This is a genomic window from Pseudanabaena sp. PCC 9330, from assembly GCF_055795045.1.
Genome location: NZ_JAYFES010000115.1, coordinates 339,199 through 355,268 on the forward strand (window position 1 = coordinate 339,199; position 16,070 = coordinate 355,268).

A 16,070-nucleotide genomic window follows, 5' to 3' on the forward strand; every position below is an offset into this window, starting at 1 on the left:
AAAATATCTCTTTAAACAACTGAAGAGTGACCATCTTGGCCACTCTTCGTTAAGGCGTTATCTTGACATAGGCCAGACAATAGAAGGATTGCCGTGGCTGGAATGGCTGCTCAATCGATCGAAACAGCTTAGAAAAAAGCGAAGAACTAAGCAGAATTAGCAAACTCACTAAACTACAGTGCTCGTGACAATCCGTTGTCTGACCGACAGTTGGGTTAGGTATAGCCAGCAATGGCAACCTTAAAATGGATTGTTGGCAAGCGAGGTTTGGGGTTATTCCGAACTAAACGCCAGCTCGTAAATACAATTAAACCGAGTTAGGCCGGAGCTATTCAGTTGTTTTCTATATATCTAAACTAACACACCCCAAGAGGCGATCGAAAGGAGTTAACGGATTGTGATTCGTCTTTACAGTGGTTTGCAATGTTAGCAATCTGGCCTAAAACAAGGACATAGGAATAGGCTTAAGGGTAGTGAGTTGAGCCCTATCTTCAGGCTAAGTTCAAAGGGTTGACATCGATCGTGAGGCTGACTGCGACCGGGCAGTGCTGCTTGAGGCTCTGCAACTCAGGGAGCGGCGTCCCCAATGGCCCTTTGACCACCAGGTGCCAGCGAAATCGCTGGGCCACCCGAGGAATAGGGGCTGGGGCTGGCCCCAGTAGTTGAAAGGCTGTACCGGTTAACTGCTGGGTGACCCGCTGGGCCAGAGCTTGGGCAGTCTGCTGCACCGCTTTTTCGTCGGAACTGCTCAGCCGCAGCAGCACCATTTGCCCGGCGGGGGGGTACTGCAATAGCTGCCGTTGGGCCCACTCAGCGGCGATAAAACCCTCGTAGGCGTGGCCGGTAACGGCTTCGATCACCGGGTGCTCGGGGGTGTAGGTTTGCAAAATCACCTGACCCGGCAGGTCACCCCGCCCCGCCCGCCCTGCCACTTGAATCAGCATTTGCAGTGCCCGTTCGCTGGCCCAATAATCATTCATATATAGGAGTCCATCGGCGGCGATAATGCCCACGAGGGTGACCTGAGGTAGATCGATGCCTTTGGTTAGCATTTGGGTGCCCACGAGCAAATCGGCCCCGCCCTCGGCAAAGCGAGTCAGCAGGGCACGGTGCGAGCCCTTGGCGCGAGTGGTGTCGCTGTCAAAGCGAATGCAGCTCAACTCTGGAAAAGTTTCGGCCAGAGCATTCACCACCCGCTGGGTGCCACTGCCAAAATGTTTGAGATAGGGCGAACTACAGGCGGGGCACTGCTTGGGGTGGCCCTGGCTGTAGTTGCAGAAGTGGCAGCGCAGGGTCATAGCGCCATTAGCCCCCGGTTGATGGTAGGAGAGGGATACGTCGCAGTGGGGGCACATGATCACGTGGCCGCAGCTGCGGCACGACACAAAACTGCTGTGCCCCCGCCGATGGATGAACAGCAGCCCCTGGTTGCCGTCGGCTTTCATTTGGGTGAGGGCGGTTTGCAGCGGGCGGCTGAGAATGCTGCGGTTGCCTGCCTCCAGCTCTTCGCGCATGTCGATGACCTTCACTTCGGGCAGCGGCTGGGCCTGGACTCGTTCTGGCAGTGAGAGATAGGTCCAGGGTAGGGGAGAGGGGAGAGGGGGAGGCGATGGAGGCTCTAGACTCTCTGTAGTTGGGGAACTTGGGCAGTCTAGGTGACTATTGGCAGCAGGTGGTTCAGCCCGGTCGGTGCTGGTGGTGGGCAGTGCCCCTAGGTTGCGGTTGGATGTCGCGGTAGTTGGGGACAACTCTCCCAGCCCCCGGCACTGTACCCAGGTTTCGAGGGAGGGGGTGGCGGAGCCAAGTACCAGGGGGCAGTTTTCTAGCTCGGCGCGCCAGCGGGCGACGGTGCGGGCGTGGTAGCAGGGAGGCACATCTTGCTTGTAGCTGCTGTCGTGCTCTTCGTCGAGAATGATCAGCCCCAGGTTGGGCAGGGGCATAAAGATGGCGGAGCGGGTACCGATGATGACGAGGGGGTGGGCGGGGCGCAGGCTCTGCCGCCAGGTGTCGTAGCGCTCGCCATCGGAGAGACCGCTGTGGTAGACCCAGACGCGATCGCCAAACCGACGGCGAAAGCGATCGGTCAGCTGGGGGGTGAGGCCAATCTCGGGCACCAGCACCAGGGCCGATTGGCCGCCGGCGAGGCGAGGGGCGATCGCCTGCAAATACACCTCAGTCTTGCCCGACCCAGTGACGCCATGGAGCAAAAATTGGCTACCTTGCTTACTCTCATTTATAAGGTGCAGCGCAGCAGCCTGATCGGCGGTCAGCGGCTTGGGCTGATCAGGGGCAAGCCGTGGCCCCGCCTCCGCCCGTAGCTGCTCGCGCGGCCCGATCACCAACACGCCCGCTTGACCTAACCGCTTGAGGGTAGGGCTAGTGGTTTGGCACAGTTGCAGGGCATCACTGAGCCAGAGGTCGCCCCCCTGCCGCCGCAGCGTGGTGACAATGTCTTGCTGGCGGGGGGTGAGATCGGGAGGCAAGGTGTCGCCACAGACCAGGGTGACGGCCTGGCGCTGCTTAGCTCTAGGCGGGGCAGGCGGGGCCAGGTACGACTCCACTGCCCCCAGCTGAATGAGCTGCTGTAGGGTGCGATAGCTGTGGCCCCGCTTTTGCAGGTATTGCCAGGTATAGTCGCGGGTGGGCGATCGCATCAAATCGTCTACCAGGCTTTGGCGGGTGGTGCCCTGGTTGAGGTCAGGGTTCAGCAGCCGGATGCGGCGCTGGGATCTGGCCAAAATTCCTGGTGGCAGGGCCGTCTTGAGCACCTGCATCATCGGTACCTGGTAGTGCTGCGCCACCCGCTGCAGCAGTGCCCAATAGCTGGGGGCAAAGAACCGCTGCTCAACGATGCCCTCCACCGGGCGAATTTGGCTGGGCAGTAGGTTCGCGGGCAGCGTTGAGGACAGGGACAGGGCGATCGCGCCAATGCTCTGGTGACGAAAGGGCACTGTCAAAATGTCGCCCACCTGCACCTCTAGATCGTTAGGTATCTCGTAGGTATAGGTCGCAGGCTGGCCGCCATAGTCTACTAAAACGTTGACCCAACGGGGCTGAGTCTCACTGTCACCAAGGCCCACGCGCGTTTATCCTCTACATTCTCATTGCCAGTGTAAGAGCTGGGCGAAGCAGCCGGAAGCGTTAGCCCTAGATTACAGGGCTATTTTCAGACTCTAATTCGCACCATTTTTCAGCCCAAAAGCCTCATGTGTTCCACAGATGCTGGCCTGTGGAAAACTTTTCCCCTTTGTGGAAAACTGCTCCTGGGGTGTAAACAGAAATTTTTTGCAGTCGTGGCCGGTCAACAACAAGCAATCATCACGCTATCTGGCGGGGTGATTTTCGTGAATAACGATCAATAGATTAAGGAAGCACCCGAGGATAGCAAATTTTTGGCCAATGATTACCTTGAGTTTGTCGCCCATTTTTTGGATTCGCTGTTACACTACGCAGGATGCCAAAGAAATGTTACATTGCCTGGGAATTCTTGGAAAAATTCGTATTGTGGACACACAAAATGAATCCGAAAGATTCGGTTTGAGATCAAGAGGTTTTGCTGAGGGGTTGCCATCGGCAGGGCACCCTGATATTCAATCTTCAAATCTGCATGCTCAGCCCTGTAGGTATACAGTTCTATTTACCCCATGACTACTACATATAACTCTGACAGAGATAGTTCTATTGCCTGGGCTGACGAAGCGCTAGATGGCTTTGCTCCCGACCTCAATCGTGTGGCCGACAAGGTCTCTGCCGCCGATGGCGAGCTTACTCCCGACCTCACTGCATGGGATGAAGATCGCGAGGTATTGGCTAAGTTTTCTCAGTCAGAAGCCATGTCAGAGATGGGGCTGTCGGGCTATAGCAAAACCATTACTGACGATGCCGTGGGCGCTTTCTTTAAAGAGATGGCGCGCTACCCACTGCTCAAGCCCAGCGAAGAAATCGAGCTGGCTCGTCAGGTTAGGTTTCTATCTAAGGTAGAGACGGCCAGCGAGAAACTTCAGAAAGAGCTGGGTCGAAAGCCCACTCGACAAGAATTAGTCGAAAAGATGAAGGTCAGCGAAGCTGAGTTTACCCAAAAGCTGCACGAGGGTCGAACGGCTAAGCGACGTATGATTCGATCTAATCTACGGCTGGTAGTGTCGATCGCAAAGCGCTATTTAAATCGAGGCGTACCTTTCCTCGATTTGATCCAAGAGGGAGCCCTTGGCCTTAACCGCGCCACCGAAAAGTTTGACCCCGATAAGGGCTATAAGTTTTCGACCTACGCCTACTGGTGGATTCGTCAGGGCATTACTCGCACCATCGCCAACGATGCCCGCACCATTCGTTTGCCGATCCACATTGTGGAAAAGCTGAATAAGCTCAAAAAAGCCCACCGCGATCTGCGGCGCGATCTACAGCGCAACCCCAGCGAGCAAGAGTTGGCCGATGCATTGGATGTCACAGTCGATCAGCTTAGAAGTTTGCAGCAGGTGCGCAGGCGATCGCTCTCTCTGAACCACCGCGTTGGCAAAGGTGAAGACACCGAGCTGATGGAACTGCTCGAAGACAGCAGCACCCAGACGCCAGAGTCTAAGATCAGCGAAAACATGATGCGCCAAGAAATCACCAGCGTGCTGTCTGAGGTGCTGACGGAGCGCGAAAAAGACATTATTACCCTGCGCTACGGCCTAGCGACTGGCGAAACCCATACTCTCGAAGAGGTGGGCGGCATTTTTAACCTGTCGCGGGAGCGGGTGCGCCAGATCCAGACCAAGGCCATGCGCAAGCTACGCCGTCCCCAGGTGGCGGCTCGCCTCAAGGGCTGGCTCAAGTAGGGGCAAACGGTTGTTTGCCCTCAATGGTCGTGTGCTCTCAGAGTTTCGCGACACTCAAATCATTTCATCTCAGAAATCCTTGCCCAAAGTCTCCCCTAATCTTCTGGTTAAGGCGGGGGAGTGAGGTGTTGGTCACAAGTATCTGGGGGGATCGCACCGGCAACTAGCCCTCCCCATTAACTCTCTATCGCATGGATGCTATTCATTTAACTAACCTGCGTGCCTTTGGTTATACCGGGGCGCTACCGGAAGAAAATGTGTTAGGTCAGTGGTTTCAGGCCGATGTCATTCTGTATTTAGATTTGGCGGCGGCGACCGAGAGCGATCGCCTCACTGACACCCACGACTACCGCACCGTGATCAACGGCACCCAGCGCATTATCCGCGAAGAGAAATTTGCGCTGATTGAGCGGCTGGCGGGGGCGATCGCTGCCATGGCCCTCGATTCTGACCGACGCCTTCATCGGGTAACGGTCAAGGTCACCAAACTCACGCCGCCCATCCCCGACTACACCGGCCAGGTTGCAGTAGAAATCACCCGCGATAGAATCCAGTAGGGGCAAAGGGTCGTTTACCCTGAGTTTGTAGGGCGATTTAATCCTGCTGGTGGCAAAGAATTTGGTGGGCAGTGCCCACCCTACAGTGGCTAATGACTCCTTCTTCACCCAACTCCCGTCAGCAGCTTAGGGCAGAGCTAGAGCGCATGCCTGACTGGCTACGTCGCCCCATTGGCAACGCCAGCGAGATTTCGACCGTGCAGCGCCTGGTCAAAGAGCGGCAGATTCACACCATTTGCGAAGAAGGCCGCTGCCCAAACCGGGGCGAATGCTATGCCAACCGCACCGCCACGTTTTTGCTGATGGGCTCGGTGTGTACCCGCGCCTGCTCATTCTGCCAGGTGGAGAAGGGCCATGCCCCTATGACTCTTGACCCCCACGAGCCAGAGAAAGTAGCCGAATCGATACGGCTGCTGGGTTTGCGCTACGTGGTGCTGACCTCTGTGGCGCGAGACGATCTGCCCGACCATGGCGCAGGCTGGTTCGCCACTGTTATGGATCGCATTCGTCAAGAAAATCCGGGCATAGAAATTGAGGTGCTGACCCCAGACTTTTGGGGCGGCACCAGCCGCGACGAGGGCCAGGCCGATCGCGTGCGCACTGTCGTAGCGGCCAAACCCGCCTGCTACAACCACAATCTAGAAACCGTACGGCGACTGCAAGACCCGGTGCGGCGCGGGGCCAAGTACGATCGCTCCCTCAGAGTCCTTGCTTTAGTCAAAGAATTTGACCCGGCCATGCCCACCAAGTCGGGGCTGATGGTGGGCCATGGCGAAACCGAGATAGAGCTGATTGAGGCCATGCGAGATTTGCGGGGGGTGGGGTGCGATCGCATCACCATTGGCCAGTACCTGCGCCCCTCCCTCGATCATCGCCCGGTCGATCGCTACTGGACACCAGAAGAATTTGATCGCCTGGGGGACATTGCCAGAGAATTGGGCTTTGACCATGTACGCTCTGGCCCCCTCGTCCGCAGTTCGTACCACGCGGGAGAATCGGCTTGAGTCAGACGACTTGGCGGCTGATTCCACTAATAGAAGCCTCTGGCGCGGTGCAGATGGCGATCGACGAGTGGCTGCTCGATCAACATCAGTACTACGGCCATCCTTCTACCCTGCGGTTCTATACCTGGAGCCCGGCAGCCATTTCCCTTGGGGCGAGCCAGCGGCGGCAGGTTCCCAAGCATTGGAAAACCTTGGTCTGGCAGGGGCAGCCGATAGATCTAGTGCAGCGCCCGACCGGAGGGCGGGGGGTGCTGCACCAGGGCGATCTAACCTATGCCCTAGTGACGTCGCACATTGCCGGTACCCGCGACCAAGCCTACCGACGGCTGTGCCAGTTTTTGATTAAAGGCTGGGCAAAGCTGGGGATACAGCTCGATTTTGGGCAGCCAAGGCGAGACTATGGGCGATCGCACAACTGCTTTGCCCTCGCCACTAGTGCCGATCTGGTAGATGCCCAGGGTCGCAAGGTCATCGGTAGCGCCCAACTGCGGCGCGGTGCTCACCTATTGCAGCATGGGTCTATGGGCCTAGCCACCGACCCAGCCCTCTGGCAGCAGGTGTTTCAAACCCCAGCCGCGCCACCCACCGAAGTCCAGATCGCCGTGAAGAATGGCCTCATCCTGCTTCAGATTATCGATGCCCTTACCCAGGCCGCAGAAAGCTGTTTTGAGGGGCAACTCATTCCCCAACCCTTGAGCCAGCGAGAGTGGGCAGAGATCGACGCCCTGGTGCAAAAAAATAGCCTAAAAAATGGCCCGGAGTGCCAGTGCACCGGGCCATCTGCCGTATCGTCCTGAGAGTTAGCTCATGGCTGATGAGCCGCGATCGTACCCAGCAAAATCGTGGGGCATTTTGCCTTGAATGTGGCTTTCGTAGTGGGCCGCATCTTCAACCGGCATGCCGACTTCAGCCGCCAGTCGCACCATCATGCCCTGCTCACGCTTACGGCTGCGCTGGTGCCGACGAATAAACAGATTGCGGGCCAAGTTAGGAATATTAGACACCGTCGCCACTGGGACGGCCACTGGCTCGACCACCGGAGTCGCAACACTAGCGGCCACAGTAGGCAGAGCAACAGGGGCCACCACTGGGGCAGCAATGCCGGTGCGGTACGGGACACCCCGCCAGGTTAAGTCGTTTGCCGGCTGAGCGGGTACTTCAGCCAGGGCTTTGAAAACCACCGGGGCACCCCGGTAGTTACCTGTATCAATGGTTTCACCCAGCTTAGGAGCGGGGTTGGGAGTAGAGTCGTAGCTGATGCCGCGATAGGTGAGTTTCATAATGTCGCCTCCTAGAAGCGATGGCGTAGTGAGGCGCGTTCCTTCGGGAGTGTCCCTACTTCCGTCTCCTGACCGTAGCGTCTGAGGGGCACACGCTCTAGCGGGGGAGATGAACGATGTATTTCTATATCTGTATAGTAGGCTACGGTTTCAGGCTGTCGTTGATACTGTAGGTTTTCGACAAGAGAGTATAGATTTCTACACACAAATATCTGCCTCAGTCGCAGCCTGCGACTGAGGCAGATATCCTATCCACAACATTGCGCTGTCACTCAGGCTTTAGCCATGGGGTCGTCACTCGGGCACCACCGGGTCTTGGCGTTTTCTAGTCGGTGGTTCCAGGCGATTATCTCTAGGTTGTGACCCGTTATGGGTATCCTACTGGCCATGCCATGCCCGTTAGCCGTCGCTGGATAGCTTGCCTGAGTATCTGCGAGTGTTGCTCTTCTTTGCAAAGCTCCTGAAAGCTCCGGAAACAGGTCGGTCACAGGTGTATCTGATGACGGAACTAACCACACATCTACCGCCATGTTGAAGCTTGACAATTTACAACTGGGTCAAAAATTTACCCTGTTGCTGGTGCTGGTTTTTCTCGGCGGCATCATTGCCAGCAGCATCGCCCTATCCTCAGTTTTAAATCGAAACGCTCAGGCTCAACTAACCACCAACGCGCTGATGTTGATGGAAACCATGAACTCGGTGCGAGACTACACCACGAACCAGGTCAGCCCAGAGCTAACTCATCGCCTAACAGCCGAATTTTTACCTGAGACGGTGCCCGCCTACTCGGCCCGCGAAGTGTTTGAGACCTTTCGCGGCAACCCCATCTATGCCGACTTTTTTTATAAAGAGGCGACGCTTAACCCGACCAACCTGCGTGATAAGGCCGACGGATTTGAGGCTCAGCTAGTCGAAAACTTCAGGCAGCAGGGTACTGCCCAAGAGACCAGCGGCTTTCGGCAAACCCCAGCGGGCGACCTCTACTACATTGCTCGCCCCATCAAAATTACCAAGGCTAGCTGCCTAGAGTGCCACAGCACCCCCGCCGCTGCCCCTGCCAGCATGGTCGATCGCTATGGTGCCAGCAACGGCTTTGGCTGGCAGCTCGACGAAATTGTCGGGGCTCAAATGATCTCGGTACCGGCAGAGAAGGTGCTGAAAAATGCCCGTCAGTCTCTGGTGCTGATCTTGGGGATTTTTGTGCTGGCGTTTTCGGTAGCGATACTACTGGTGAATCTGTGGCTAAAGCGCTACGTGGTGCGCCCCCTCAACCGCATGGCCCAAGCCGCAGAGGCTGCGAGCATGGGCGACCCCGGAGCTGAGTTTGTGGTCAACTCTAACGATGAGGTGGGCAAGCTAGCAGAGGCCTTTAACCGCATGCAGATGAGTCTACAAATGGCCATGCAGCGCCTAGAGCGCTACCGCGAAGGGCGGCGCAGCTCCGGCGATTTTTCGAGCAAGTAAACGAGATCAAAGCCGTACCATCCGCCTCAAAAGTGCTCCTCATACTAATGCCGGGTTCCGTCTTTGCAGTAAAGTAGATCCCTGTGACATTTTTATGGCTGACCCATGCCCAAGGTTTTAGTTTCCGACCCTATCGATCAGGCGGGCCTCGATATTCTCTCCCAAGTTGCCCAGGTGGATGTCAACACCAGCCTGTCTCCGGAGGAGCTGGTAGCCGCCATCGGCGATTACGATGCGCTGATGATTCGCTCTGGCACTCGCGTTACCAAAGCGGTGATTGAGGCTGGGCAAAATCTGAAGATTATTGGGCGGGCTGGGGTTGGAGTTGACAATGTAGACGTGCCCGAGGCCACCCGGCGAGGCATTGTGGTGGTCAACTCCCCCGAGGGTAACACTATCGCAGCCGCAGAGCATGCCCTGGCGATGATGATGTCGATGTCGCGCTATATTCCCAGTGCCGATCGCTCCGTTAAGGCCGGCGAATGGAAGCGCAAAGATTTCACTGGGGTCGAAATCTACAAGAAGACCCTGGGCGTGGTAGGCCTGGGCAAAATTGGCTCCCACGTGGCCACGGTGGCCCGGGCTATGGGCATGAAGCTGCTAGCCTACGATCCGTTTATCTCGGCTGAGCGGGCCGAACAGCTGGGCTGCCGCCTAGTTGACTTAGACCTGCTCTTCCGTGAGGCCGACTACATTACCCTACATCTGCCCAAAACTCCTGAGACTACCCATCTGGTAGACGAGAAAGCTTTGGCCACCATGAAACCCACGGTGCGAATTATCAACTGTGCCCGGGGTGGCATCATTGACGAGGCCGCGCTGGCTAAGGCCCTGCGTGAGGGCACCATCGGCGGGGCCGCGCTGGATGTCTACGAAGCAGAACCTTTGGGTGAGTCTGAGCTGCGAGATCTGGGTAAGGGAATTATTTTGACGCCTCACCTGGGGGCTTCGACTGAAGAGGCCCAGGTGAATGTGGCGATCGATGTGGCGGAGCAGATTCGTGACGTACTACTAGGGCTACCGGCGCGATCGGCGGTGAATATCCCCGGTCTGCGGCCCGAGGTGATGCAAAAGCTGCGCCCTTACCTGCAACTGGCCGAAACTTTGGGCAATTTGGTGGGGCAGCTCGCTGGGGGCCGGGTAGAAGAACTGACGGTACGGCTCCAGGGCGATATTGCCGGGGGCGACACCCAGCCAATCATGGTGGCGGCGCTGAAGGGCTTACTCTCCCACGCGCTGCAAGAGCGAGTCAACTACGTCAACGCCTCGATCGAAGCCAAGGAGCGCGGCATTCATGTGATCGAAACCCGCGATGCCGATATTCGCGATTACACGGGTTCGTTGAATCTCTCGGCTAAGGGTAGTCTGGGTGAGCACTCGGTCACTGGGGTGCTGCTGGGGGGCAGCGAAATTCGCGTCACCGACATCGACGAGTTCCCCATCAACGTACCGCCCACCCAGCACATGCTGTTTACTCTGCACCGCGATATGCCGGGCATTATCGGCAAGATTGGCTCGCTGCTGGGCAGCTTTAACGTCAACATCGCCAGTATGCAGGTGGGCCGCAAAATTGTGCGCGGCGATGCGGTGATGGCCCTGAGCCTCGATGACCCTCTGCCCGAGGGCATTTTGGAGGAAATTCTCAAAGTGCCGGGCATTCGCGACGCCTACACCGTTAACTTGTAATCTTTAGGCGAATGGCTGTGGTTAGCACCTGGTGGGAAGTAAAAGTACTGTGTGATCCGGCCCTGGAGGACACAGTTTTTTGGCGGTTCGACAGTTTTGGCAGCCAGGGTACGTCCACTCAAAAGCGTGGATCGTCTTGTGTTGTTCAAGCCTATTTTCCGCAGCACCGCATGGAGCTGCTAGACTTGTCGGCCCTGGCCTTGCTGATCAAGCAAGATGCTCTCTGTAGCCACCAGGTATTGCCTCGCATTACCTGGCAGATTATCGAAGAAGAAGACTGGTCAAAGAGCTGGAAAGACCACTGGCAGCCGGAGCCGATTGGCGATCGCTTCCTAATTACCCCCGCCTGGTTAGAGCCCCCTGACGATAACCAGCGCCTGGTGTTGCGCCTCGACCCAGGGGTGGCTTTTGGCACCGGCAACCATCCCACTACCCAGCTCTGCCTAGAGTCGTTAGAAATGCGGCTTACTCACGAGCGGTCTGACATCACTCTGGCTGACATTGGTTGTGGATCTGGCATTCTCTCCATCGGGGCGCTGCTGCTGGGGGCGAAGAAAGCCTACGCGGCAGATATTGACGATTTGGCTGTGCATTCGGCCATGGGTAACCGTGCCCTCAATGGGCTCACCGAAGAGACCATGCCGCTGTTGGTCGGGAGTTTAGATGCGATCGCCCAGGCGATCGACGCTCCCGTAGACGGCATTGTCTGCAATATTTTGGCAGAGGTGATCATGGATTTGATTCCTCAGATGCACACCATTGTCACCGCCGACGGCTGGGGCATTCTCAGCGGCATCTTGCTCGACCAGTCGAAGCTGGTGGCCGATACCCTAGAGCAGCATGGCTGGGTGGTGGCGACCCTGTGGCGAAGACAGGAGTGGTGTTGTTTGAATGTTCGCCGATCTTCTCAGCAGTAACCCGATGAATGCCTCTAGTTTCAGCTTTATAGTCAAAGTTTTGCTCGTGTCTGGGGCGATCGGTGTTGGCATCAAGTACCTGCTGCCAGGGCTGCTGGGCAACTCTCCAGCCGCGCAGAACACCCCTGCCCTGGCTACCGTAGTGGCGCTGCTAATCGCCCCCTCGGCCCTGATGGGGGGCCTGCTCTGGCTGCAGCGCGGCGCTGACCTGGGGTCAAATGCTGAGATAGATTAAATTCTAGAGATCCTACGGTTATGGGGTTAATCCTGTGGATGTGGATGTATCTCCTGGTAGAACCCTGGGGTCTCCAACCCACCGTATCAAGGCTCTCAGACCATGCGCACCATCGACAGCATCAACGACAAGATTCGCCAGGGCACGGTGGTGGTGCAGACTGCCGAAACCTTTAAGGCCCATGTCCGAGAGCAGGGGGTGGCCGCTGCGGCAAAGGCCGTAGATGTGGTGGTCACGGGCACGTTTGAACCCATGGAATCGTCTGGGGCCATGTTGAATCTGGGCCACACTGACCCGCCAATAAAGCTGCTGGAGTGCTTTTTGGATGGGGTGCCGGCCTATGCAGGTTTTGGAGCGGTTGATGTCTGCCTGGGAGCTAGCCAGCCAGCGGTAGCCGGTCGTGGCGCTGATCTGGGCGAAGGCGAAGACCTGAGGGAGCACGGCGGTGGCCATGTGATTGCTGATTTAGTGGCTGGTCGCACTGTGCAGATCCAGGCGACTGGTCACGGTACAGACTGCTACCCCCGCACCGCACTCGAAACCACCATTACCCGCGACACGATCAACCAGTTTTATCTGTATAGCCCCCGGGGGCTGTATCAAAACTTTATTGTCGGGGTAAATGGGGGCGATCGCCCTCTCTCTACCTACCTGGGCCCGCTGCAGCCACGGCTGGGCAATGCTGTGTACGCCAATCCTGGTGCGTTGTCGCCACTGCTAAACGACCCTGACTTAGACGTGATCGGCATTGGCACTCGCATTTTCTACGGGGGCGGGGTTGGCTATGTCGCTTGGGAAGGCACTCAGCATTTTCCGCTTCAGCGGCGGTTGCCAAACCGCACCCCGGTCGGCCCGGCGGCTACCCTGGCGCTCATCGGTGACGCTAAGCAAATGCAGCCCCAGTGGGTACGAGGCTGCTACTTCAAAGGCTATGGCCCGTCGCTCATGCTAGGGGTGGGGGTGCCGATTCCGCTGATTAGTGAAGCGGTGGCGGCTCGCTGCGCAGTTCAGGATGCCGATATTGTGGCCCCAGTGATGGATTTCTCAATTCCTCGGCGGGTGCGCCCTACGTTTGGCCTGGTTAGCTACGCTCAGCTCAAGTCAGGTACGATCACCATCGAAGGGCAGCCAGTGCGCACGGCCCCCTTGGCGAGCATTTACCTTGCCCGCCAGGTCGCCGATGAGCTAAAACGATGGATAGAGACCCAGCGGTTTGAGCTGACGGCTCCTGTGGCACCGCTGCCCGCCGATCGCACCTTTTTACCGCAAGACGCCCTGGGGGGCTAGCTGAGGCTAGTCAGCACTTTTCTCCGGATGGCTTTCTGAGTTATCGTCTCGCTTTTTGGGGCGATCGCTGACTTTAGCACCAGTAGGCCGTCGGTTGGGCATGGGGGGCCGACTGCCCCCACCGGGGCCACTGCGCAGACCCGGCTTGCTGCGGCGAGGACCACCGCTGCTGCCCTTGGGCCGTTTTTTCGGCGGCACTATCCCCACTACCGAAGCCTCGCTGAGCACGAGGGTCTTGGCCTCACGTTTGACTTTAAAGTCCCAAAAATAGCCCACGGTGCGCCCCGCAATGGTGCCCTGAATCATGAGCTTAAAAGGCTTCGCCGTGCCTGGGGCGCGCTTGGCCACCTGCAAAATTTTGACCGTGATGCACTCGTCCTCAGGGGTGTATTTCACCACTTCGCCCCGAATGGAGAAGAAGTTGTCGTCTACGGGTGGCAGGTCAGCCAAGCTGGGCTTTTCGGCAGCTTTCTCCGGGGCGGCTTCATCGGTGTCGGCATCTTCGCCATCAGCCTCGCTGCTGGGGGTTTCGCCGGGTAGGCCGAGGGTTTCGGGTTCCCAGACTCCAACGATCTGAAGATGAAGGTCTTGATCGTCGGTGTCGAGCTCGCGGCGAGTGCGCGGATACACCACCCAAAGATGAGGCATCGACAGATCGATGTGCTTTTTAACTAGGCTAGTGATGCGACCCAGCAGAACGGAATCGATGACGTGGCCGTCTTCTGTGGTCAGATTGCCTCGATTCAGCTGGTCGGCTTCGCTGGGCTCGTAGGTGCCACGCACCAGGCCAATGGCCCGATACTGCATGGGCTCACTGGGCGGGGCAATCGGCTGGTAGCGGTAGGCTGATGGGTCTGGCTCCGGAGGGGTGGCTGTCGCTTCAACTGTGACAGCCGCTGGGGCTTTGGGCGCTGGCTTAGCAGCTACTGGGCTAGCCTCGGGTGCTACCGCAGGGCGCACGGGACGCACGGGGCGCTGTGGCGGTGACATCAGTGGTGGTCTTGTCTCCCCCTGATCATGGCCAACCTTGGCGTGAACGTCGTTTTTAGATGCGTCTTGATCTGCAGAACCCATGACACCACCGATCTACTCTCAACATTGACTAACCACCCGGGCGCAAGCAAGTATGCGCATGACCTAGCCTGTAAGCCTAGCGTAACATTCACCCTTTCATATGCATTGACAGGGTCAATATTTGAGCAAGGCTCTTCCAGATGCTAGGGAATAGACGCCGCTGCTTACAAAACTTTAATCAGATAGGCAATTCGCCTAATGATTAAGGTTTGATTTCAGCGGCTCAGCCTGGGCGTAGCCCAAGCCCATGGCCCCAGCCTATCCTCTACGGGCTAACAGCTTCAATTTTCACAGCTGACGGTTATCAATCCGTATTGTTTCTGAGTTTCTCGCCAACTTCTTTGCTAGTGTTCTTGGCGACTGGGGTGGTGTCTTCTGTGCCCCCGGTGCAGGATGGTGGTCAAAGCGCTACTATTGTTGGCCTAAAGTCTGCGCGATCGCCCCCTGCTCTTTCCACTTAATTGAGGTAGAAACCTGTGACTGCAAACCGAAACCGATGGCTCGTCGGCACTGTTTTGACCCTCGCCCTCGCTGCTTTTTTGTCGCTGTCGCTGCTGCCCATCTTGGGTGGCACTGGTAACCGTCGCGGAGAGGTGACCGCCGATGCCACTGCCCCGGCCGATCCGGCTTCTATGCAGGCTGAGCTAGAGGCCCAGGCGCGCGGCTATGAGCTCGTGCTCGAACGTGAGCCTGACAATCAGACTGCTCTTCAGGGCCTGGTCGATACTAGGGTACAGCTCAACGATGTGCAGGGGGTCGTTGACCCGCTGACAAAACTGGTAGAGCTCAATCCTGATGTGCCCAACTACGCGGTGCTGCTGGCCCAAACCAAGCAACAGCTCGGCGATCTAGAGGGGGCGGCCCAAATCTATCGTCAAGTGCTCGACCAGCAGCCTGGCAACATGAATGCTCTGCAGGGGCTAACGGTGTTACTGGTGCAGCAAAATCGGCCCCAGGCTGCCGTGGGGCTGCTGCAAGACACCCTTAAGACCTCTGAGCAGCTGCAATCTGAGGGTGCGGTCGCAAATATTGACACTGTCTCTGTCAAGCTGCTGCTAGCCCAGGTGCATGTCGAGGCCAATAGCCCCGATCAGGCCTTGGCCATCTACGACGAAACCATTGCTTCCGCCCCAGAAGACTTTCGTCCAGTGCTGGCGAAGGCGTTGGTGCTCCAAGACCAGGGGGAAGTTGACACCGCTAAGGCACTCTTTGCCCAGGCCACGGCCCTTGCCCCCGCCCAGTTCAAAGACCAAATTGATGCGATCGCCGCCCAGAGCCAAACCCCAGCAGGGGATGGCGGCGAAACCGTCGAACTGCCATTGCCAGATGCCGCCGAATAGGCTAGCTCAACACCTGGGCTGGGGAGGTCGCGCCCAAAGATCTCTCTGACCGGTCGGCGGTTGCTGGGCTAGCTTCCACGGTTTCAAACTCAATGTGGTTGAACAGGGTGGTGACAAAGGCAAACAGCAAAAACGGCAGCGATAGCACCAAGATCAACCCTACGGTGGCCAGAGCAAACACGGGCTGTCGGGCACCCATGAGGGCGAGGGAGGCCGCCAGGCTGATGAACAAAATCACCAGCCAGGCAATGATTTGGCCGTAGATGTCGCCAAAGGTGAGGGTGCACTTAAAACGATACTTATTCCCAAAGTCCATTGCGTTTTCCTGCCACGATCAGTCCTAATAGTGATCAGCATATCGGGCTGGCCATGCTCGCTATGGTTTCTCAACATTTCCACAAACCTT

At 57.4% G+C, this 16,070-nt stretch carries 14 protein-coding genes and 1 riboswitch; of the genes, 10 read left to right on the top strand and 4 right to left on the bottom strand.

Annotated elements, in window-relative coordinates; all coding sequences use genetic code 11:
• Nucleotides 1-491: 491 nt before the first annotated feature.
• The gene (priA, locus tag AC0QKW_RS18840; protein WP_473152626.1) at nucleotides 492-3,080 is read right to left on the bottom strand and encodes a primosomal protein N'; all 2,589 of its coding nucleotides are present in this window, start codon (nucleotides 3,078-3,080) and stop codon (nucleotides 492-494) included.
• A 564-nt stretch (nucleotides 3,081-3,644) separates the two neighbouring features.
• Here priA and AC0QKW_RS18845 point away from each other — a divergent pair.
• From AC0QKW_RS18845 to AC0QKW_RS18860, 4 genes are all read left to right on the top strand, one after another.
• Nucleotides 3,645-4,820, top strand: coding sequence for an RNA polymerase sigma factor, RpoD/SigA family (locus AC0QKW_RS18845; RefSeq protein WP_473152627.1), 1,176 nt, complete (start codon nucleotides 3,645-3,647; stop codon nucleotides 4,818-4,820).
• 191 nt (nucleotides 4,821-5,011) lie between these two features.
• The gene (folB, locus tag AC0QKW_RS18850) at nucleotides 5,012-5,377 is read left to right on the top strand and encodes a dihydroneopterin aldolase (RefSeq protein WP_473152628.1); all 366 of its coding nucleotides are present in this window, start codon (nucleotides 5,012-5,014) and stop codon (nucleotides 5,375-5,377) included.
• A 92-nt stretch (nucleotides 5,378-5,469) separates the two neighbouring features.
• On the top strand, nucleotides 5,470-6,381 hold the full coding sequence (gene lipA / locus AC0QKW_RS18855; protein WP_473152629.1) for a lipoyl synthase: 912 nt from the start codon (nucleotides 5,470-5,472) through the stop codon (nucleotides 6,379-6,381).
• A complete protein-coding gene (locus AC0QKW_RS18860) occupies nucleotides 6,378-7,178 on the top strand; it encodes a lipoate--protein ligase family protein (protein ID WP_473152630.1) in 801 nt (266 codons plus the stop codon). The genes lipA and AC0QKW_RS18860 overlap by 4 nt, the downstream gene beginning before the upstream one ends.
• Nucleotides 7,179-7,181: 3 nt before the next feature.
• On the opposite strand, the gene AC0QKW_RS18865 is transcribed toward AC0QKW_RS18860, so the two are convergent.
• Complete coding sequence (locus tag AC0QKW_RS18865) at nucleotides 7,182-7,661, bottom strand: DUF4278 domain-containing protein (protein WP_473152631.1); 480 nt, start codon at nucleotides 7,659-7,661, stop codon at nucleotides 7,182-7,184.
• Between the two features lie 32 nt (nucleotides 7,662-7,693).
• Nucleotides 7,694-7,779, bottom strand: a riboswitch (Glutamine riboswitch).
• 410 nt (nucleotides 7,780-8,189) lie between these two features.
• On the opposite strand from AC0QKW_RS18865, the gene AC0QKW_RS18870 reads away from it, so the two are divergent.
• The 5 genes from AC0QKW_RS18870 (at nucleotide 8,190) to AC0QKW_RS18890 (ending at nucleotide 13,250) form a co-directional block, all read left to right on the top strand.
• Nucleotides 8,190-9,125: a Tll0287-like domain-containing protein gene (locus AC0QKW_RS18870; protein WP_473152632.1), complete on the top strand. Its 936-nt coding sequence runs from the start codon at nucleotides 8,190-8,192 to the stop codon at nucleotides 9,123-9,125.
• A 105-nt stretch (nucleotides 9,126-9,230) separates the two neighbouring features.
• On the top strand, nucleotides 9,231-10,811 hold the full coding sequence (gene serA / locus AC0QKW_RS18875) for a phosphoglycerate dehydrogenase (protein WP_473152633.1): 1,581 nt from the start codon (nucleotides 9,231-9,233) through the stop codon (nucleotides 10,809-10,811).
• Nucleotides 10,812-10,822: 11 nt separating this feature from the next.
• Complete coding sequence (prmA, locus tag AC0QKW_RS18880) at nucleotides 10,823-11,728, top strand: 50S ribosomal protein L11 methyltransferase (protein WP_473152634.1); 906 nt, start codon at nucleotides 10,823-10,825, stop codon at nucleotides 11,726-11,728.
• A 4-nt stretch (nucleotides 11,729-11,732) separates the two neighbouring features.
• Nucleotides 11,733-11,963, top strand: a complete 231-nt coding sequence (locus AC0QKW_RS18885) for a hypothetical protein (RefSeq protein ID WP_473152635.1) — start codon at nucleotides 11,733-11,735, stop codon at nucleotides 11,961-11,963.
• A 102-nt stretch (nucleotides 11,964-12,065) separates the two neighbouring features.
• The gene (locus AC0QKW_RS18890) at nucleotides 12,066-13,250 is read left to right on the top strand and encodes a homocysteine biosynthesis protein (RefSeq protein WP_473152636.1); all 1,185 of its coding nucleotides are present in this window, start codon (nucleotides 12,066-12,068) and stop codon (nucleotides 13,248-13,250) included.
• A gap of 6 nt (nucleotides 13,251-13,256) precedes the next feature.
• Here the strand turns inward: AC0QKW_RS18890 and AC0QKW_RS18895 are convergent, their stop codons facing one another.
• Nucleotides 13,257-14,240, bottom strand: coding sequence for a hypothetical protein (locus AC0QKW_RS18895; RefSeq protein ID WP_473152637.1), 984 nt, complete (start codon nucleotides 14,238-14,240; stop codon nucleotides 13,257-13,259).
• Between the two features lie 560 nt (nucleotides 14,241-14,800).
• On the opposite strand from AC0QKW_RS18895, the gene AC0QKW_RS18900 reads away from it, so the two are divergent.
• Nucleotides 14,801-15,664 (top strand): tetratricopeptide repeat protein, encoded by an 864-nt coding sequence (locus AC0QKW_RS18900; protein WP_473152638.1) that lies wholly within the window; start codon nucleotides 14,801-14,803, stop codon nucleotides 15,662-15,664.
• Nucleotide 15,665: 1 nt separating this feature from the next.
• On the opposite strand, the gene AC0QKW_RS18905 is transcribed toward AC0QKW_RS18900, so the two are convergent.
• On the bottom strand, nucleotides 15,666-15,980 hold the full coding sequence (locus AC0QKW_RS18905; RefSeq protein ID WP_473152639.1) for a hypothetical protein: 315 nt from the start codon (nucleotides 15,978-15,980) through the stop codon (nucleotides 15,666-15,668).
• Nucleotides 15,981-16,070: the final 90 nt, after the last annotated feature.

Coding starts and splice junctions, on each gene's coding strand:
- AC0QKW_RS18845 (WP_473152627.1), top strand. CDS start 3,645: ATGACTACTACATATAACTCTGACAGAGATAGTTCTATTGCCTGGGCT.
- folB (WP_473152628.1), top strand. CDS start 5,012: ATGGATGCTATTCATTTAACTAACCTGCGTGCCTTTGGTTATACCGGG.
- lipA (WP_473152629.1), top strand. CDS start 5,470: ATGACTCCTTCTTCACCCAACTCCCGTCAGCAGCTTAGGGCAGAGCTA.
- AC0QKW_RS18865 (WP_473152631.1), bottom strand. CDS start 7,661: ATGAAACTCACCTATCGCGGCATCAGCTACGACTCTACTCCCAACCCC.
- AC0QKW_RS18870 (WP_473152632.1), top strand. CDS start 8,190: ATGTTGAAGCTTGACAATTTACAACTGGGTCAAAAATTTACCCTGTTG.
- serA (WP_473152633.1), top strand. CDS start 9,231: ATGCCCAAGGTTTTAGTTTCCGACCCTATCGATCAGGCGGGCCTCGAT.
- prmA (WP_473152634.1), top strand. CDS start 10,823: ATGGCTGTGGTTAGCACCTGGTGGGAAGTAAAAGTACTGTGTGATCCG.
- AC0QKW_RS18885 (WP_473152635.1), top strand. CDS start 11,733: ATGAATGCCTCTAGTTTCAGCTTTATAGTCAAAGTTTTGCTCGTGTCT.
- AC0QKW_RS18890 (WP_473152636.1), top strand. CDS start 12,066: ATGCGCACCATCGACAGCATCAACGACAAGATTCGCCAGGGCACGGTG.
- AC0QKW_RS18895 (WP_473152637.1), bottom strand. CDS start 14,240: ATGTCACCGCCACAGCGCCCCGTGCGTCCCGTGCGCCCTGCGGTAGCA.
- AC0QKW_RS18905 (WP_473152639.1), bottom strand. CDS start 15,980: ATGGACTTTGGGAATAAGTATCGTTTTAAGTGCACCCTCACCTTTGGC.